Here is a 17,574-nt window from a genome sequence, read left to right as displayed (position 1 = left end):
TTAGAAAACCAAAGGCCTTTATTTGTGAAATTAAAGTTGAAAATAGCTATTCAACATCATTTAGCATTAAAATTGGTGAATTTGTGGAAATGTACAAGTACGAGTTTGTCTTGAATTATTTTGTTACTAAATTTTAAGAAAACTCAATGAATGTTATCACAGACTTTTTTTCTTTTAAAGAAACATAGGTATTAAATTCCCTTCTACTTTATAAGGTTCAAAACGTGCAAATAACTCTTCAGAATACCAATTAAGTTCTCTTGTTTTTTTTACCATTTCTGCATGTTTTGGGTTGCTATATGCATAATTAAACATTGCATCTGCAGAGGACCAAATAGAAAAAGTAGCTTGCATTAATAACGGAAATTCGCCAATTCCTTTAGAATAGACCAATTCTTTGTAATGATCCATAGATTTTGAAACTTCTGGTACGTTTTTCCAAAATTTATACGCTAATTTGGGTTTAATGGTAGCTCTTGTAATTACTGCTAAAGGTTTGCTTTTATTTAATTCTACACTACTTTTAAACGGATTTTTTTTGCTCCATTTTCCATGACTTTTAATGGTTTTCATAAACACAATACTAAAGTTAGTTGCCGTTTTTTTATATTGCTTTAAATCATTAGAAAATGTGAATTTTTTAGCTTGTTCTTCTGTTTTAAAAACAGCAACAAACCCAAAGGTAGAAAAATCTGGTTTTATAGAAAAACCATTGCCACTTCCTGTTCCTAAAGGTTTAAAAAAAGTTAATCCGTTTGTGTTTGAAAGCGAAATTGGTGGTCTGCCCATTCTGCCTAAAGCTTGCCATTTATTTTTAAAACCTTTGTATTCAAAAAAACAAATTAAGGTAGTCTGTGTCATACAGTAAAGATAAAGATTCTGTTTTTAAATGTTTAAAAATTAGTAAAATTAACTTTTTGTAAAAATTAATACTTTATCTTGAGCTTATACATTACATAAAAATATGATTGTTAAAAGATAAGATTATAGTTTATAATCCTTTTTTTTATGATGATGTATAAAGTAATCAATAATTTGTAATTTAACATACTGGCAATTTTAGCGTTTTATTGATGACTGAATACTGCCTCTTAAAACTAAAAAAATGGCACAACATAATGAACTTGGTAAAGAAGGAGAAAAAATAGCCATCGATTTTTTATTAAAAAAAGGCTATAAAATTTTAGAAACTAATTATCGTTATTTAAAAGCAGAAGTAGATATTATTGCCAAAAAAGGAGAAACTTTAGTTGCAGTAGAAGTAAAAACAAGAAGTTCAGATTATTTTGAAAACCCTCAAGATGCTGTAAATGATAAAAAGATAAAATTAATAGTTTCTGCTACTGATTATTATGTAAATGACAAGGATTTAGATGTTGAGGTTCGTTTTGATATTATTGCTATTTTAATCAAAAACAATAAAACAAAAATTGAACATTTAGAAGATGCTTTTCTGCATTTTTAATCAATTTTTGTTATTCTACACTTAATTAAGATTTAAATATTTATTTGCATATTTATCTCCCTGAACATCGTAATCATAAAAATAGAAAACGAACTATCTATATGCTAAAGATTACTTTAGTTTTATGGTTACAAAAAAATTTTGGCTTGGTGTTTTTTTAGGAATTTTAGGAGTTGTACTTTTTTCATCAAAAGCAGTAATGGTAAAACTTGCCTACGCATATAATGTAGATGCTATTACCATGTTATTATTAAGAATGCTTTTTTCTTTTCCATTTTATATAGTAATCGCCTATTTGTACAGGAATAAAAATAAGGAAGTTATCACTACAAAAAAGGATTTTTATTGGGTGGTGTTTTTTGGTATTGTTGGTTATTATTTGGCAAGTTATTTCGATTTTGAAGGTTTAAGTTATATAAAAGCTAGTTTAGAACGTATTATTTTATTTGTATACCCAACAATTGTAATTATATTAAATCGTTTATTTTTTAAGCAACCAATTACAAAATTTCAGACGCTAGCTATCTTTTTATCTTATGTAGGTATTGTAATTGCTTTTTCTGATGAAGTTGCTTTTACAGGAAGCAATGTTTATTTAGGAGGCTTTTTTGTGCTTTTAAGTGCTATAACCTATGCCTCTTATTTGGTAGGAAGTGGTTGGTTAATTCCTAAGTTTGGTGTGGTAAAATTTACAGCTTATGCAATGTTAGTTTCATGTTTTTGTGTTTTTATCCACTTTAGTTTTATGGGTACAACAGATTTATTTAATTTGCCTTGGCAAGTTTATGGTTATGGTTTTCTAATTGCGTTTTTTGCAACTGTAATACCTTCTTTTTTAGTAAGTACTTCTATAAAAATAATCAATTCTTCTAATTTTGCAATCGTTTCTGGTTTTGGTCCTATATCAACCATTATTTTAGCGGGATTTTTTTTAAATGAGAGCTTAACATTAGTGCAGTTTTTTGGAGCAGTTTTAGTAATAATAGGCATTCTGTTTTCTTCTTTAAAACAGACTAAAAAATAGTTACGATTACTTTAATGCTTTTAAAACCGCTTGTTCTAAATCTTTAAATTCAGATTTTTTACTGCCATTATCAATATAAGAAAATTTACCTTTTTTATCAATCACAAAATAGGAGGGATACACTTGTTTTTTATTAAAAATGCTACTAACATCCATAGCAGAATAAGCAATTTTAAAATGAAAAGGATGTACTTTTAATAATTTCTCTATAACGGGTTTTCTATCTAAAGCTGGTGCTATAAAAAGAATATCATTATTGTTTTTAAATTGTTCTACAAATTTATTTAAATTTGGTATATCTGTTAAGCAAGGCATACAAGATGTAAACCAAAATTTAAAAACCACTACTTTATCTTTAACGTCATTTTTGGTTAATCTACTTCCATCTAACATCCATAATTTAAAATCTGGTAAATCGTCATTAATTTTAAAGTTTTGCTGACAAATAACAGGGCAACTCATTAAAAAAATGAACAAAAAAAGGAATCTTTTAACCATTAATTTTAATCAAAAAATAGTTTTACATCTTTTAAACCCTCTGGCTTTGCAATAATTTTTTTATTAGCATCTAGTATAAAATAACTTGGTGTAGAATGAATATTATAAGTTCTTGCTATTTTATTTTCCCATTTATTGAGTCCTAAAACATTGTGCCATCCATATAAATTTGTTTTATAACTTTCCCAACCATATTTATCGTTTTCTAAAGAAAACGCAATTACTTTAACGTTTCTATTTCCTTTTATATAGGCATGTAAATTAGGTATTTCTCTTAAACAATGAGAACAAGTAGTACTCCAAAAAACCAAAATATAATTTTCAGCACCATTTAATTGAGACAATCTATAAGGTTGATTTCCTTCTCTCCAAGAAAAATCTGGAGCAGTTCTACCTACTTCTGTTGCAAAAAGTGAAATTTTTTCTGATAAAAATGAGTTATTTTTAATGTTGTAAGGTAAACCTCTATATTTTTGTAATAAATAATCGATTACTTCTATGTTTTTAGACAATTCAAACTGACCAACTAAATATTCAATTACTTGTTTTTTAAAGGTTAATTCTTTAATTTTAGAGAGTACTGTATAAATAGATTCTTTATAGAGTTTTGTTTGCATTTCCTTGTTATCAGACTGATTCATAAAGAAAATATAATCAGTGATTTTATCAACCAAAAAAGGAGAATTTAAAAGCTTTTTGTCTGCAAAATTGATGTTATCAAAAAAAGTATTTTTAGTATTAGACATATATGCATTCGTATATGCAATAATTTCTGAAGGATTATTTTTTTCTGATGCTTTTATTAAAGAATTAACAAACATACCATTTGAAAGATTTTGATATTTTTGCTGAACCTTTTTTACCTCTTTTAAAGCTGATCGATACTTACTTTTTAATTTAGATTTTGGGTTTTTTAGAAATTCTACTTGTATTGTATTTAGTTCTTGTTGAGCTTCTGTAACAGCGTCTGTATAATTTTTGTAAACAATATTTTCTTTAGATTCTGAAAATACTACAGATTTGTTTGGATTATTTGGATCAAAATGAAAGCTTATGTTTTCTTTATTAAAAATAAAATCTACAAAACCAGCATCTTGTAATTTATAACTTACTCTATAAGCTCCAATTTCAGTATTTTCAGGGAGTGTAAAACTAAAATTTCCAACAGCTTGTTTTTTTCCATCAATAAAAATAGTATCAATTTTAATTTTAGAGTTTTGAACAAATTTTTGTGTTGCTCCTTCAATTTTATATAAAATAACCCAATCCGTTTTTAAGGTTGGTGACATTGTTGCATTAACAATATTTTGGGCGTTTGCAAATGAAGAAATTAAGAATATAAAAGCTAGTATTTTTTTCATCTTTTTAAAAGTTGATTTTTTTTGTTGCTAGTAAACTGTTTTCAATAAGTGTACCAAAAGTACTAATTCTCAATTAAAGGTAAGTTAGTGTTTCAAAATAGTTCACAATTGCTTCTTTCATTAAAACAGTTTGCTCTCCTGGTTTTAAATTTGGCAGTTCTGTTATTATTTTATAATGTGGCCAACCTTCATCATCAAAATAGTCGAACTCATAATAATCATAAGGTTCTAATAATTTGCATATAGCAATGTGCATTAAGTTTACTTTTTCATCTTTTTTAAATGCTCTATGACCCTGACCAAGTTCTTGTACACCAACTAAATATATGATTCCATCCATACTTAACTCATCTCCATCTGCAAATTGATGGGTTAGTTTATCAACTAATAAATCCCATTTTTCTTTTAATGTAGTTGTATTTGGCATGTTCTATTTTTTTAGAAGTTGTAAAGATACAAATGCCATTTTTAAATTGTAAAAAAAAGATGTAGGTTTGATAAAAAATATTTTCATGAATACTTTTGATATTGTAATAGCTGCATTGTTAATTTTTGGGTTTGTAAGAGGGTTAATGAAAGGACTTTTTGTGGAAGTTGCTTCTTTAGTAGCTTTGATTGGTGGAGTTTATGGAGCTATAAAATTTTCATATTTTATTGGTGATTATTTAAAAGAATCTGTTTCTTGGAGTGAAGAATATATTTCTTTAGCGGCCTTTGCTATTACTTTTGTTATTATAATTATTACCATAGCTTTAATAGGAAAAACACTAACAAAATTAGCAGATTTTGCTTCTTTAGGTATTATAAATAAGATTTTGGGTGGTGTTTTTGGAGCCTTAAAAATAGGTTTAATTTTAAGTGTAGTTTTTATTTTCTTTGGAAAAATGAATGATACAATTCCTTTTATAGAAAAGGAAACATTAAAGAAATCTATTTTATATAGTCCTGTAAAAAAGATCGCTCCAACTATTTTTCCTTCAATAATTAAAGATGATGAAATAGATACCAGTGTTTTAGAAACTCTGTAGATTTAGATTTTTTTAAGTATTTAAAATAATTATCGAGTAATTTATATCAATAAAAACAACAAACACTATTTTAATTAATCCTTTGTAAAATCTAATTATTCTATTTCTGTTCCCCATTTTTCCATTTCTTTTAATACATTTTTTAGGCTTTTTCCAAATTCTGTAACTGAATATTCAACCCTTGGTGGAATTTCATTAAATTTTTTTCTATTTAAGATGCCATCTTTTTCAAGTTCTTTTAATTGTTCTGTTAGTACCTTTCTAGAAATTGCTGGAATACGAGCAGAGATTTCTCCAAATCTAAGAGTTCTATCACCAAGTATGTAAAGAATTATTGTTTTCCATCTTCCACCAATAAACCCCAAGGTTTTTGTTATTGGACAATCGCCTATTTCTTTAAAATCTGTCATCTTTTTAGTTACTTAAAAGTTACCACTATTTATAATTGTTACCAATTGGTAACTGTTACAAATTAAAACTATTATTAGTTTCTTTGTGTAACAAATATAAACTATTAACTTAAAAAAACAATAAAATGATTTTAGTAACAGGTTCTACAGGAACATTTGGAAATGCAGTTTTAAATAAACTTTTAGAGGACAAAATTGCTAATAGAGCAGTATCTAGAGATATATTTGATTGGAATAAACCAGAAACATTTAAAAGCAACCTTATTGGAATTGAGAAAATCTTTTTAATTGCTCCTCCAAATTTTACTGATTTTAACAAAAAAGTTGAAACTTTTATTGAAGAGGCTAAAAAATCAAATGTGAAATTTATTTTATACTCTTCATTGTATGGTGCAGAGAAAACACAAAATAATTCTTTTGGTAAAACAGAAAAAGCAATTATAGAAAGTGGTATAAATTATACTATAATTAAGCCTAATTTTATATTTCAAAACTTTATTAATTATGATGCAGAGGCAATTAAAAACGGAATAATCTATTTACCTACAAAAAACAGTAAAACAGCTTATATAGATGTAAATGATGTAGCTACTGCTAGCAAAACTATTCTAGCAAAACCAGAAAAACATTTTGGAAAAGAATACACACTAACAGGAAGTGAGTCCTTAAGTCACGAACAATTTGCTGAAATTTTTAGTAATGTTTTAGAAAAAAAAATAACAAATATTTCACCTACTAATGATGAATATAAAGCTACCTTACTTAGCTATAATTTACCAAAAGAGTTAGTAGATTTTATGGGTTATTTGTATTCAGCTATAGAAGCTGGAAGTTTTACAAAAACTACAAACGATTATGAAATGATTACAGGTAAAAAACCAATAACTGCAAAAGAATTTATTGAATTAAATAGTTCAAAATTTATTTAATCCTTTAAAAAGTATAGCTTTTAACAAAAAAAGAAACTGCTTTGTTATGGATTTGGTTTTATTTTAGCTAATAAAATTTAAAAAAATAGACTTGTACTTTACCAATATTAAGTACATGCCAACTTTCTCTATTTTATATAGATTATCTAAAATCAATTGTTTTTAACCAACTATAGTAATTGCCAAAAACATTTTCTCTTTCTGTTTTAACATAATTTAAAAAAGCTTTTGCTACTGGTGAAAGCTTTTTCTTTTTTAAGTAAATTAGTTTCCACTCAGATGTTAAGGGCAAACCTCTTGCAGGTATTATTTTTAGTTCGTTTTGTTGTAACTCATTTTTTATACTTAAAAGCGATACAATAGAAACTCCAATATCTGCAATTACAGCTTGTTTAATTGCCTCATTAGATGTTAGTTCTAGTTTTATTTTAGGCGATATTTTTTCCTTCTTAAAAAATTCTTGCATGGTATGTCTAGTTCCAGAACCTTCTTCTCTATAAATTAAAGGAGTAGATTTAAAAATAGATTCTCCTTTAGTTTTGGTCAGTTTGTTTTCTTTAGATGCTACCAATACTAGTTTGTTTTCCATTATTGGTAATTCATCTAAATCTAAATGACTTGGACTTACAGTTACTAAAGAAAAATCAACCAAATTTTGTTCTAAATCTTTAATAACCTGTGCTTTGTTAGAAACATCTAAAACCAACTCTACCTTTGGATGTTCTTTAAGAAAACCATTTAAAAAATAGGGGAGTACATAATTACCTGTAGAAACTACAGATATTTTTAATTTACCAGACAATAGCCCTTTAAAAGCCTCAGTTTTGTATTGAATTTCGTTTGTTTTTTTTAAAATATCATCTGCAATTGTGTAAATTTCTTTTCCAAAATCTGATACGTAAAATTGCCTCCCAATAACTTCTGATAAAGGAATATCAAACTGATCTTGAAAATTTTTTAATTGAATAGAAGCTGCAGGTTGCGTCATATTTAAGTCATTAGCAGCTTTTGTAATACTTTTATGTTCTACAATTGTGGTAAATACTTTTAGTTGATGTAAAGTAAAGTTCATAAAAATTATTTATGTTATGTATAACAAATTTAAATAAAAATATATGAATAATTGCTTATAGTTTTGTTGCATCAAAAAAAACCAAAAAAATGAATGTAGATGTTTTAATTAGTAATTTAACAAACCCTGTTTTGCTATTCTTTGTTTTAGGAATTATAGCAACGATGGTAAAAAGTGATTTAAAAATACCAGAATCTTCTTCAAAATTTATTTCTCTTTATTTATTATTTGCAATTGGGTTTAAAGGAGGTCAAGAACTATCTCATAGTGAGTTTGATGCAGAAATTATTTATTCAATAATTTTTGCAATTGTACTTTCTGTAGTTGTACCAATTTATACTTTCTTTTTATTGAAGAAAAAAGTAGGCATACCAAATGCTGGTGCAATTGCAGCAGCTTATGGCTCTGTAAGTGCTGTAACTTTTGTAACAGCAGTTTCTTTTCTAGAAAACCAAGGTATTAGTTTTGGAGGACACATGGTTGCAATTATGGCAATAATGGAATCGCCAGCAATTATTGTTGGGGTTGTTTTAATTGTTATTTTTGATAGAACTCAGAAAAAAAATAAGTCAATTCCTAAATTAGTAGCACATTCTTTTACTGGTGGTAGTGTTTTAATGCTAATTGGTAGTTTGGTAATTGGTTTAATAGCAGATGCTTCTCAAGCAAGAGGAATTGAGCCTTTTACAACAGATATTTTTAAAGGATTTTTATCATTATTTCTTTTAGAAATGGGTATGGTAACTGCAAGCAGAATTAAAGGATTTAAAAAACATGGTATTTTCTTATTTGTTTTCGGTATCGTTGTTCCTCTTTTAAATGGTGTAATTGTTGCTTATTTAAGTCAATATGTAACTGATAGTGATGGTAATAGATTGTTATTTGCAATTTTAGGTGCAGGTGCTTCTTATATTGCAGTACCAGCAACTATGAAACTAGCAGAACCTAGAGCAGATACTGGTATTTATGTACCAATGGCTTTAGGTGTTACTTTTCCTTTTAATATTACAATAGGAATGCCCATTTATTATGCAGTGATACAGATGTTTTAACTTTTTTTAATTCTATCTGCTAAAGGATGCTTAGACATTGGTTGTAATTCATCCAAATGTAAAAGTTCTAAAATTACACCTTGTTGTAGTTTTCTATCTTGTAAAGCCTTAAGATGTTTTACAACTGTATGGCCTACAAAAGAAGTTTGTGTAAAATTTACAGTTACTTTTTTACAATCTCTAGAAAAACAATCAATTTGTTTTTTTAGAGATAAGTAATTAGAAAAAATTTGAGCTCCTTTTAAGTTTAATATAGTCTTGTCATTTTCTTTACTTACTGATAATTTAGAACGGAATAACTCGTTTAATTTTGTACCATAAATTAAAGAGAATATATATTGGGTTAAAATTCCAATAGCAATACCTACAATTAAATCTGTTGCCAAAACAGCAATAAGTGTAGTAATAAATACTAAAAATTGAACTTTTCCTATGCTATACATTTCTTTAAATTCTTTTGGAGAAGCCAATTTAAAACCTGTAAAAACCAGCATAGCAGACAATGCAGAAATAGGAATCATTTCTATAATTACAACACCAATAAAAAGGTAAATTAATAAAAATAGACCGTGATAAAAATTTGCCCACTGTGTTTTTGCTCCATAAGAAATGTTAGCAGAAGAACGTACAATTTCAGAAATCATAGGCAACCCTCCAATTAAAGAAGCAACAGAAGACCCTAAGCCCATAGCAACTAAATCTTTATCTAGGTTAGATTCTCTTTTATAAGGATCTAATGTATCTACAGCTTTAGCACTTAGTAAACTTTCTATACCAGATACCAAAGCAAAACCAATTACAGCTACCCAAAAAGCACTAGATGCTATTTTGGTAAAAGATGGAAATTGAAAACCCTCTTCACCAAACAAATTGTCTGGCATATCTACCATACTTAAATGCTCTGTACCAATAATTGCAGCAGCAGATATAGAAAAAATTAAAACCCAAAGTGGAGCAGGTATCATTTGAAAGCATTTTACTTTTACTCTAGAGTGTACAATAAGAATAATAATAGTGCCTACTGCAATTAACAAACATTCTAAATTGGTTTCTATTAGTTTTTTAGGAAGTTGTATTAATAAAGAAAAGACACTCCCTTTTACAAAAGGAATTCCTAATGCAGGAAAAAGTTGTTTTACAATAATAATCACTCCAATTGCTGCTAACATACCATGTACAGCAGGTAAAGGAAAATAATCTCCAATTTTACCTACTTTTAAAAACCCAAAACAGGCAACAAAAATTCCAGCAACTAAAATAGTACCTAATGCATTAGCATATCCTAAGCTTTCTACTGCACTCAAAGAAATTACAATTAAACCTGCAGCAGGACCACTAATAGTTACAAAAGTTCCAGAAATTCTAGAGGCTAAAACACCACCAATTATAGCAGTAACTAAACCTGCTAAAGGAGGTACACCAGATGCAATTGCAATCCCTAAGCATAATGGTAAAGCAATTAAAGAAACACTAAAGCCAGAAATAATATCTGATTTAAAATGAGATTTTAATGCTGCAAACCCTTTTTTTGGTATACTAGAAGACTTCATTTCTTACGCTTAAAAGTAATAGGATAGATTTATAAAATTAATTTTACAAAACCTATGTTTTTAAAATACTGAATTTTAATAACTTACAAAAAAATAAATATTTTTATAAGAGATTTTAAAAATAGAATTAAAAATTAATTTTCTACTATTTTTATAAGATAAGTTTTAATTTTTGTGTTGAAGTACTATAATTCTTTAATTTTTTCTCTAATAATCCAACCTATTTTACCATCGGCTATTTTAATTTTTTTCCAATTATCAATAGCATCTAGCACAAGTACCTTTGTACCTTCATGCAAAGTAAAAACTTCTTCAGAGTTTAAAGTTGGTGCATTTCTTACATCTGTTTTTTCAGCAAAAACAATTGCTTCAACTGTATTTTTAGAAATATTATATTGATTATAAGTGATAAAAAGTGAGGCGATTAAAAAGAAAAAACTTACAACACTACTTATAAAATAGAACCTTTTTTTTAGCGGAATTTCAGCAAAATAAAATAAAATAAATAATAAACTAGCCAATATTGAAAACACAACAACTACAATTGCCCATTGATTGTAAGATAGTTTTTGCAAATAATTTTTATTAAATTTTTGTAAAACAGTTTGTGGCAACTGTTCAATATTATCTAGTGCTAAACGTTTTGCAAAGACTAAATTATTTTTAATATCTTCATTTAAAGGATTCAATTTCAGTCCTTTTTCATAATAATAGATTGTTGGGCCAACTTTGTTTAATTTATAATAAGAATTACCTAAATTATAATACAGTTCAGACGATACTAACTTTTGTCCTTCTATTTTTTTATACTTTTCAATAGCTTCTTCAAATTTGCCCTCTTTGTATAAATTATTAGCAGCCACAAATAAGCTGTCTACATTTTGTGCTGTAACAGAATTTGTAATTATCAATAATAAAAAAAATAGTTTCTTCATCTTATTACAATTGTTTATCTAGTTGCACAATAACTTGTTTTGCTCTTTCAAATTCATCCTCCATTTCTGTAGTTGATATTTGTGAATAACGTGCCATATCAGAGTGTTTTAAAACCTCAATAAATTGATGAATTGTTGTTGTTTCAATATTTTTATTTTCTAAAATTTCGGTAATTTTTTCTTTGCTGATATCTGCTGTTTCAATACCCAATTTCGCTTTTAAATAATTGTGTAAAGCACGTTCTAACGCCTCATAAAAAGGTTCTTTTTTACCCAATTGTTTTTTAGCTTCAGATAAATATTTTTTAGCCAATCTTTCTGCTTTTCTAGTTTTATTACCAATAACATCATTATCTCTTGCTTCATTTCTTTTTGCGATGAAAATTCCGATAGGAATTGCAATCAAAGGCAATAATAATAAAAGATAAAATAAATTTGATCTATAGAAATCATAACTATCTAAAAGTTCTAAATTACTTTTTGTTTGAATATATCTAAAGTTTTTACCTGTAGAATTTACGTTTTGTTTTTGAACTGCATCTGCATCAATAGTAGGCTTTAATTCTTTTCCTTCTAAAACATCAACAAAAAAATCTTCTGTGGTAATTGTATGGTATTTTTTTTCATTAGGATTAAAATACGAGAATGAAACAGAAGGTATTTTATATTTTCCTTTGTATTGAGGTACTACTGTGTATAAATCTGACACAGCACCTGAAATTCCATTTGCTCTTACTCTAACACTTTCTTTTCTTTCTGGTTGATATTTTTCTAACTCAACAGGAGTTGTAACTTCTGGCAATTCAAATAATTTTAAATTTCCTCTACCTGAAACGGCTACTTTTATTTGAGAAGTTTCATTGGCTTTTAAGACTTCTTTACTTAAAGAAACATCAAATTTAAAATTACCAACAGCACCTGTAAAATCTAAAGGTTTGTTTTCTAAAGGTAAACTTCTAGGACTCACTATTTTTTTTGCAGAGGCAAATTCTCTTTTAATATTTCTAGTAATTGCATTACCAAAAAAATCTGCTCTGCCTGATGGCACACCAATTACAACCTCCATTTTCATAGGGTCAATGGTTAGTTTACCTGTTTTTGTTGGTACCAATAAAGCTTTTTGCATAACAACATACCTGTAATCTTCACCATTATACTTACCCATTTTTACTTGAGGCTGACCAGAAATTTTAATATCTTGATGCCAAAAACCATTATATTTTGGCGCTTCAGAAACTCCATAATTGTAAACATTAACGTTTTCACTTACATATAATCTATACTCTACATAAACACCTTCACCAACATAAGGTCTAGATTTAGATATTTCTGCAACTAAGTGAATATTCTGTTCTGCAATATAATTAGGGTCATTTGGGTTTTTTGGAATGTCTACAGCATCCAAAACGATAATTTTTATTGGCTCAGTTTTTATTGTTTTTCCTGCAATTTTTATGCTTGCAGCTCCAATAGTTAAATCTCCTTTTCTTTTTGGTTGAATAATATAGGTATAAGATTGAGAAAAACTAGCTCTTCCATTAACCCAAGATTGACTAATAGATTGACTAGGGCCACCAACTACTTTAAAATTTGTAAAATTTGGAGGCGTAAAATTATCTCCTCCTTGTTTATTAATTGTGAATTCTATTCTAAGACGCTGGTTTAAACCCAATTTATTTTTACTCACTTTTGCTGTTAAAGTAGCATCTTGAGCAACTAAAGAAATAGTTGTTAAAAATAGAAATATGAATATTAATTTACTTTTCATTTATTTTCAATACAATTAAACTTTTAAACGAATAAAGAGTTACACAATTTTAAAACTACCAGTCTTTTTCTTGTTTCACTTTTTTTCCTTTTGCTTTTTGAGCATTCATTTTTTTCTGAGTTTTTTTCTCTTCGTTGTTTAAACTTTCTAGTAATTGTTTTACTTGTTCAGGAGACATTTTTCCTTGTTGAGGTTTTGGCTTTTGATCTTCTTTTTTCTCGTTATTTTTAGGGTCTTGTTTTTTGTCTTTGTCTTTGTCTTTGTCTTGATCTCCCTTATCATCTTTATCTTTGTCTTGTTTTTTGTCCTTATCGTCTCCGTCTTTCTGATCCTTATTTTTGTCTTTATCCTTTCCCTCTTTGTCTTTTTTATCCTTATCTTTATTATTGTCTTTGTTGTTATCCTTGTTTTTATCGTCTTTATTATCTTGTTTTTCTTTCTCTAATAATTTTTGAGCAACGGCTAAATTATAACGTGTTTCATCATCATTAGGGTTGTTTCTTAACGAGTTTTTATAAGCATCTACAGCAGGCTGATATTGTTTTTGCTCCATCATTGCATTGCCAATATTGTGGTATGCTTCTGCTTTTGTAAATTTGTCTTTTGCTGTTTCTGCTGTTAATTCATATTGGGGTACAGCTTCTTTAAAATTACTATTTTGGTACAATGCATTCCCTAAATTATAGGCTGCTTTATCATATTTAGTATTATTTCCTAGAGCTTTTTGATAGGCAACAGAAGCGTCTGTAAATTGTTTTTTATTATATAATTCATTTCCCTGTCTCAGCAATTTTCTAGCTTTACGTTGTTGTGCAATAGAATCTTTCTGTGCTACAATTTCTTTGGATGAAAATAACATCAAAAAAACGACTAAAATGTAAGGTAATTTTTTCATAATTATTTTTTTGTTTTTTCTTCGTTAAACAAATCAACTTTTTTAAGCCATTTTGTTTTCTTGTCAAATAAGAAAATATCTATGAGTAAGAATAGCAATCCGATTGCTAAAAACCATTGAAATTGGTCTTTGTAATCAGAAAACTGTTTGGTTTCAAATTCGTTTTTTTCAGCATTTGCAACAATGTCGGCAATTATTTTTACGGGTCTTTCTGTAACATTACCATCAATATATTGCCCTTCTGCAGCATCTGCAATACCTTCTAAAACATTCGGTTTACGTTTTGTAATTACAGTTTCTCCTTTATTATCTTTTTTATAGCCAATCATAGCACCATTTACACGCATAGGAATTGGGCCTCCATTTTCTGTACCAACACCAATTGTATAAACCTTTACACCTTCATTAGACAAAGTTTGTGCCACTTGTTTTGTTTCTTCTTGATGATCTTCTCCATCAGAAATAATAATTAAAAAACGATTGGTTTGCTCATCATTATTATAATACGTTTTTGCCAATTCTAACGCTCCATTGATATCTGTTCCTTGGCTAGAAACCATATCTGGATTGGCGTTTTGTAAAAACATATTTGCAGCTCCATGATCTGTAGTAATAGGTAAAAGTGGATACGAATTACCTGCATACACAATAATACCAACTCTATCACTACCTAATTTATCAATAGTCTTAGAAATAATTTGTTTTGCTTTTTCTAAACGATTAGGAGCAATATCTTCTGCCAACATACTTTTAGAAACATCTAACGCAAACACAATATCTACACCTTCTCTTTTTACTGTTTTTAGTTTAGTTCCCATCTTGGGATTTACTAGAGAAATAATTAAAAAACTAATTCCTAAAAGTAAAAAGACCAGTTTTAAAACTGATTTAAATGTTGATGTATTTGGAGCTAATTTTTGCAACAAGTTGATGTCAGAAAATTTTTTCTGTGTTCTTTTTTTCCACCATAAAACCAACAAGAAAACAACAATCATTGCTGGAATGATTATTAGTAGTGAAAAATAAATTGGTTCTTCTATTTTGTACATTGATTATATTGTGTAATCGTGTAATTGTTTATTTGTGTAACTGTAGCATTTTAACTAATACACAATTAAACGTTTACACTTTTTTAATTTGTGAATTTCTTAATGCATTAAGCATATTAGATATTTTATAAATTTGTTCTCTTAATTTTAAATATTCTTTTTCAGAAATAAATTCTAGTTCTTTTGATAATATTAAATGATTTAAAACTTCCATTGTTTTGCTAAATGCGATGGTTGTAAAATGTGCTTTGTCTTTATTTGTAATTCTCGATGTTCCTTCTGCTAAATTTGCTGCAATTGAATTAGTAGCCCTTCTAATTTGACTTATTAATCCAAATTTTTCATCACTAGGAAAAGTAGAAGTTACTTTGTATATTTCTTTAGAAAGCTGAATTGCCTCTTTCCAAACTTCTAATTTTTCAAATGAAAATATATACATCTTGTTTTGTTTAATCGTGTAATTGTTTATTTGTGTAATTGTTTATTTGTGTAATTGTGATTAAATCCTATAAAATAGACACCTATTTTTTTAAATTTCCTCGTTTCATTAATTAATGATGTCTTTTACAATTAAACGATTCAACAATTACACAGTTACACAACATTTTAAATAAATGATTTAAATAATGTATTCCTTAACAAAAATTCTAACAACAAGAACCCAAGTCCTAAGAAAACAAAAATTCTATATTTTTCTTGATAATTATAATATTTAAATTCTTCTATTTTTGTTTTTTCGAGCTTGTCAATTTCATCATAAATTTCTTTTAAAGATTCGTTATTTGTTGCTCTAAAATACTTTCCTTGAGTTTCTGTAGCAATTTCTTTTAGCAAAGCTTCATCAATTTCTACTTTTTGTTTTATAAAGTTTATTTTTCCTGTTCTTGGATCAATATTATAAGGAAAATCTGCCATGCCATTGGTTCCAATTCCTATGGTGTAGGTTTTAATTTCTAATTCTTTTGCTAAATCTGTAGCAGTTCTTGGATCAATATTTCCTGTATTATTTACACCATCTGTTAATAAAATAATTACTTTACTTTTTGCGGTACTTTCTTTTAACCTATTTACAGCAGAACCTAAGCCCATTCCTATTGCTGTTCCTCCTTCTAATTGTCCCCATTTCAATTCAGAAATAGTGCGTTTTACAATGCCTTTATCACTTGTAATTGGTGTTTGAGTAAAACTTTCACCTGCATAAACAACAATTCCTATTCTATCATTAGGTCTTCTATTCGTAAAATTTATGGCAACTTTTTTAAGAGCCTCAAGTCTGTTAGGTTTTAAATCTTTAGCCAACATACTTGCAGAAACATCAATTGCCATTACAATATCGATTCCTCTATTACTCTTCGTTTTTTTACTTACAGAAACGTTTCTTGGTCTAGCCAATGCAATAATAATAGCTATAAGTGCCAATAATCTTAAAAGATATAAAAGTGGTTTTAATTTTGATAAAATAGAGTCTGTTTTAAAACCTCTTATACTTGGCATTATTAAAACAGCTGCATCTTTTTTACGCATAAAAAAGTGCCAGATTGCCAAAATTGGAATTAAAATGAGCAGCCACAGAAACTCCGGATTGTTAAATTCAAAATTATTCCAATTCATCATCATTCTCTTCAATAATTGGTTTAGGTTTTAAATTACTCACAATATCTTGTGCATCTTTTCTGTCTTCTTCTATTTCTAAAGCCAAAGGTTTTGATTTAGCAAACTTTACCAAATCTGCTTCACGTAATAAATCTTTTAACTTTCTAATAGTTTCTTCTGATGTTTCTATCGTTTCAGATTTTTTAAAGTCTTTAATCATATCTAAAACTTCATCCGTTGTTTTTTCTAAAGCAGGTACTTTTAGTTCTCTCTCTATATAACCACGCACAATTTCTGTTAATTCAGAGTAATATTCTTTTACTTTATTGTTTTGCCACAATAATTTTTCATCTAATTCATTTAACTTATAAATAGCTTCTTCATAAGGAGGTAAAGCTTTATAGGTTTCTTCTTCAACTTCTACTTTTTGTTTTCTGATGACAAACCAATAAATCCAAAAACCAATAATAGCTAGAGCAGCTAAAAGAATGTAAATGTATATCTTGTAATCATCAAAAGTTAAAGGTTCACTTTTAATAGATTTTATAGGAAACTTTTTTACTTTGGTTGTATCAATAGCAATCGTAGCAACATTTACTAACAAAGAATCTGTTAAGTAGGCTTGGTTTTTTACAAAAATATGTTGTTGGGGAATGTAAAAAGCTCCACTATCAAAACCTGTTAAAATATACTTTCTTATTAACGAATTTTTAATGGTATCAACTTTAGTTGAGTCTATAATTTCTAAGCCCTGTAGTTGTAATTTTGGTAGAATTACATTCTGGGTTTCATCCACAGAAATTTTTAAAGTAAATTGTTCACCAATTCTAATATTGGTGGTGTCAATTGCTGCTTTTACCATAGGTTTTTGTGCAAAACCGATGGTAGAAATAAATAGTAATATGTATAAAATATGTTTTTTCATTTGTAAAAGTAACGGTGTTA

19 protein-coding genes are annotated in these 17,574 nt (G+C 27.7%); 5 read left to right on the top strand and 14 right to left on the bottom strand.

The features are described from left to right. Window positions 1-174: 174 nt before the first annotated feature. Window positions 175-861 (bottom strand): hypothetical protein, encoded by a 687-nt coding sequence (locus Q0731_RS01710; RefSeq protein ID WP_299059064.1) that lies wholly within the window; start codon window positions 859-861, stop codon window positions 175-177. A 244-nt stretch (window positions 862-1,105) separates the two neighbouring features. Here Q0731_RS01710 and Q0731_RS01705 point away from each other — a divergent pair, with 244 nt between their 5' ends. Together Q0731_RS01705 and Q0731_RS01700 are read left to right on the top strand one after the other, a co-directional pair. After that, window positions 1,106-1,465 (top strand): YraN family protein, encoded by a 360-nt coding sequence (locus Q0731_RS01705; protein ID WP_299059062.1) that lies wholly within the window; start codon window positions 1,106-1,108, stop codon window positions 1,463-1,465. Between the two features lie 124 nt (window positions 1,466-1,589). After that, complete coding sequence (locus Q0731_RS01700; protein ID WP_299059060.1) at window positions 1,590-2,489, top strand: DMT family transporter; 900 nt, start codon at window positions 1,590-1,592, stop codon at window positions 2,487-2,489. Between the two features lie 6 nt (window positions 2,490-2,495). Here Q0731_RS01700 and Q0731_RS01695 read toward each other — a convergent pair whose 3' ends face one another. The 3 genes from Q0731_RS01695 to Q0731_RS01685 all read right to left on the bottom strand — a co-directional run bounded on the left by Q0731_RS01695 (window position 2,496) and on the right by Q0731_RS01685 (window position 4,775). Next, window positions 2,496-2,966 (bottom strand): TlpA disulfide reductase family protein, encoded by a 471-nt coding sequence (locus Q0731_RS01695; protein WP_299059058.1) that lies wholly within the window; start codon window positions 2,964-2,966, stop codon window positions 2,496-2,498. A 26-nt stretch (window positions 2,967-2,992) separates the two neighbouring features. Then, window positions 2,993-4,348, bottom strand: coding sequence for a TlpA disulfide reductase family protein (locus Q0731_RS01690; protein ID WP_299059057.1), 1,356 nt, complete (start codon window positions 4,346-4,348; stop codon window positions 2,993-2,995). A 73-nt stretch (window positions 4,349-4,421) separates the two neighbouring features. Then, window positions 4,422-4,775 (bottom strand): hypothetical protein, encoded by a 354-nt coding sequence (locus Q0731_RS01685; RefSeq protein WP_299059056.1) that lies wholly within the window; start codon window positions 4,773-4,775, stop codon window positions 4,422-4,424. Window positions 4,776-4,860: 85 nt separating this feature from the next. Between Q0731_RS01685 and Q0731_RS01680 the strand changes: the two genes are divergently transcribed. Next, entirely contained in the window at window positions 4,861-5,376 is a 516-nt protein-coding gene (locus Q0731_RS01680) for a CvpA family protein (RefSeq protein WP_299059054.1), read from the top strand. Window positions 5,377-5,471: 95 nt separating this feature from the next. Here the strand turns inward: Q0731_RS01680 and Q0731_RS01675 are convergent, their stop codons facing one another. Continuing rightward, on the bottom strand, window positions 5,472-5,786 hold the full coding sequence (locus Q0731_RS01675) for a helix-turn-helix domain-containing protein (protein WP_299059053.1): 315 nt from the start codon (window positions 5,784-5,786) through the stop codon (window positions 5,472-5,474). Between the two features lie 125 nt (window positions 5,787-5,911). Between Q0731_RS01675 and Q0731_RS01670 the strand changes: the two genes are divergently transcribed. Further along, window positions 5,912-6,715 (top strand): SDR family oxidoreductase, encoded by an 804-nt coding sequence (locus Q0731_RS01670; protein ID WP_299059051.1) that lies wholly within the window; start codon window positions 5,912-5,914, stop codon window positions 6,713-6,715. Between the two features lie 142 nt (window positions 6,716-6,857). Here Q0731_RS01670 and Q0731_RS01665 read toward each other — a convergent pair whose 3' ends face one another. Then, on the bottom strand, window positions 6,858-7,787 hold the full coding sequence (locus Q0731_RS01665; RefSeq protein ID WP_299059050.1) for a LysR family transcriptional regulator: 930 nt from the start codon (window positions 7,785-7,787) through the stop codon (window positions 6,858-6,860). 89 nt (window positions 7,788-7,876) lie between these two features. Between Q0731_RS01665 and Q0731_RS01660 the strand changes: the two genes are divergently transcribed. Beyond that, complete coding sequence (locus tag Q0731_RS01660; protein WP_299059049.1) at window positions 7,877-8,839, top strand: sodium-dependent bicarbonate transport family permease; 963 nt, start codon at window positions 7,877-7,879, stop codon at window positions 8,837-8,839. On the opposite strand, the gene Q0731_RS01655 is transcribed toward Q0731_RS01660, so the two are convergent. The 8 genes from Q0731_RS01655 to Q0731_RS01620 form a co-directional block, all read right to left on the bottom strand. Beyond that, window positions 8,836-10,389: a SulP family inorganic anion transporter gene (locus Q0731_RS01655; protein WP_299059048.1), complete on the bottom strand. Its 1,554-nt coding sequence runs from the start codon at window positions 10,387-10,389 to the stop codon at window positions 8,836-8,838. The genes Q0731_RS01660 and Q0731_RS01655 overlap by 4 nt on opposite strands. Before the next feature lie 185 nt (window positions 10,390-10,574). Beyond that, entirely contained in the window at window positions 10,575-11,324 is a 750-nt protein-coding gene (locus tag Q0731_RS01650; protein ID WP_299059046.1) for an SH3 domain-containing protein, read from the bottom strand. 4 nt (window positions 11,325-11,328) lie between these two features. Continuing rightward, entirely contained in the window at window positions 11,329-13,092 is a 1,764-nt protein-coding gene (locus Q0731_RS01645) for a BatD family protein (RefSeq protein WP_299059045.1), read from the bottom strand. A gap of 55 nt (window positions 13,093-13,147) precedes the next feature. Next, on the bottom strand, window positions 13,148-13,987 hold the full coding sequence (locus Q0731_RS01640) for a tetratricopeptide repeat protein (RefSeq protein WP_299059043.1): 840 nt from the start codon (window positions 13,985-13,987) through the stop codon (window positions 13,148-13,150). Between the two features lie 2 nt (window positions 13,988-13,989). Then, window positions 13,990-15,036: a VWA domain-containing protein gene (locus tag Q0731_RS01635; protein ID WP_299059041.1), complete on the bottom strand. Its 1,047-nt coding sequence runs from the start codon at window positions 15,034-15,036 to the stop codon at window positions 13,990-13,992. 73 nt (window positions 15,037-15,109) lie between these two features. After that, entirely contained in the window at window positions 15,110-15,475 is a 366-nt protein-coding gene (locus tag Q0731_RS01630) for a four helix bundle protein (RefSeq protein ID WP_299059039.1), read from the bottom strand. A 167-nt stretch (window positions 15,476-15,642) separates the two neighbouring features. Beyond that, window positions 15,643-16,647, bottom strand: coding sequence for a VWA domain-containing protein (locus tag Q0731_RS01625; protein WP_299059036.1), 1,005 nt, complete (start codon window positions 16,645-16,647; stop codon window positions 15,643-15,645). Next, window positions 16,634-17,554, bottom strand: a complete 921-nt coding sequence (locus Q0731_RS01620; RefSeq protein ID WP_299059033.1) for a BatD family protein — start codon at window positions 17,552-17,554, stop codon at window positions 16,634-16,636. The genes Q0731_RS01625 and Q0731_RS01620 overlap by 14 nt, the downstream gene beginning before the upstream one ends. Between the last annotated feature and the right edge of the window lie 20 nt (window positions 17,555-17,574).

This window comes from uncultured Polaribacter sp., assembly GCF_947497695.1.
Lineage (GTDB): Bacteria > Bacteroidota > Bacteroidia > Flavobacteriales > Flavobacteriaceae > Polaribacter.
The sequence above is the reverse complement of the archived record's forward strand: the minus strand, read 5'-3'. Positions and strand labels throughout refer to the sequence as shown.

What these genes read in the sequence shown, in the direction of transcription:
- Q0731_RS01640 (WP_299059043.1), bottom strand. Translation starts at nt 13,987, where the DNA reads ATGAAAAAATTACCTTACATTTTAGTCGTTTTTTTGATGTTATTTTCA.
- Q0731_RS01690 (WP_299059057.1), bottom strand. Translation starts at nt 4,348, where the DNA reads ATGAAAAAAATACTAGCTTTTATATTCTTAATTTCTTCATTTGCAAAC.
- Q0731_RS01660 (WP_299059049.1), top strand. Translation starts at nt 7,877, where the DNA reads ATGAATGTAGATGTTTTAATTAGTAATTTAACAAACCCTGTTTTGCTA.
- Q0731_RS01710 (WP_299059064.1), bottom strand. Translation starts at nt 861, where the DNA reads ATGACACAGACTACCTTAATTTGTTTTTTTGAATACAAAGGTTTTAAA.
- Q0731_RS01675 (WP_299059053.1), bottom strand. Translation starts at nt 5,786, where the DNA reads ATGACAGATTTTAAAGAAATAGGCGATTGTCCAATAACAAAAACCTTG.
- Q0731_RS01630 (WP_299059039.1), bottom strand. Translation starts at nt 15,475, where the DNA reads ATGTATATATTTTCATTTGAAAAATTAGAAGTTTGGAAAGAGGCAATT.
- Q0731_RS01650 (WP_299059046.1), bottom strand. Translation starts at nt 11,324, where the DNA reads ATGAAGAAACTATTTTTTTTATTATTGATAATTACAAATTCTGTTACA.
- Q0731_RS01625 (WP_299059036.1), bottom strand. Translation starts at nt 16,647, where the DNA reads ATGAATTGGAATAATTTTGAATTTAACAATCCGGAGTTTCTGTGGCTG.
- Q0731_RS01700 (WP_299059060.1), top strand. Translation starts at nt 1,590, where the DNA reads ATGGTTACAAAAAAATTTTGGCTTGGTGTTTTTTTAGGAATTTTAGGA.
- Q0731_RS01685 (WP_299059056.1), bottom strand. Translation starts at nt 4,775, where the DNA reads ATGCCAAATACAACTACATTAAAAGAAAAATGGGATTTATTAGTTGAT.
- Q0731_RS01655 (WP_299059048.1), bottom strand. Translation starts at nt 10,389, where the DNA reads ATGAAGTCTTCTAGTATACCAAAAAAAGGGTTTGCAGCATTAAAATCT.
- Q0731_RS01645 (WP_299059045.1), bottom strand. Translation starts at nt 13,092, where the DNA reads ATGAAAAGTAAATTAATATTCATATTTCTATTTTTAACAACTATTTCT.
- Q0731_RS01665 (WP_299059050.1), bottom strand. Translation starts at nt 7,787, where the DNA reads ATGAACTTTACTTTACATCAACTAAAAGTATTTACCACAATTGTAGAA.
- Q0731_RS01680 (WP_299059054.1), top strand. Translation starts at nt 4,861, where the DNA reads ATGAATACTTTTGATATTGTAATAGCTGCATTGTTAATTTTTGGGTTT.
- Q0731_RS01705 (WP_299059062.1), top strand. Translation starts at nt 1,106, where the DNA reads ATGGCACAACATAATGAACTTGGTAAAGAAGGAGAAAAAATAGCCATC.
- Q0731_RS01670 (WP_299059051.1), top strand. Translation starts at nt 5,912, where the DNA reads ATGATTTTAGTAACAGGTTCTACAGGAACATTTGGAAATGCAGTTTTA.
- Q0731_RS01620 (WP_299059033.1), bottom strand. Translation starts at nt 17,554, where the DNA reads ATGAAAAAACATATTTTATACATATTACTATTTATTTCTACCATCGGT.
- Q0731_RS01635 (WP_299059041.1), bottom strand. Translation starts at nt 15,036, where the DNA reads ATGTACAAAATAGAAGAACCAATTTATTTTTCACTACTAATAATCATT.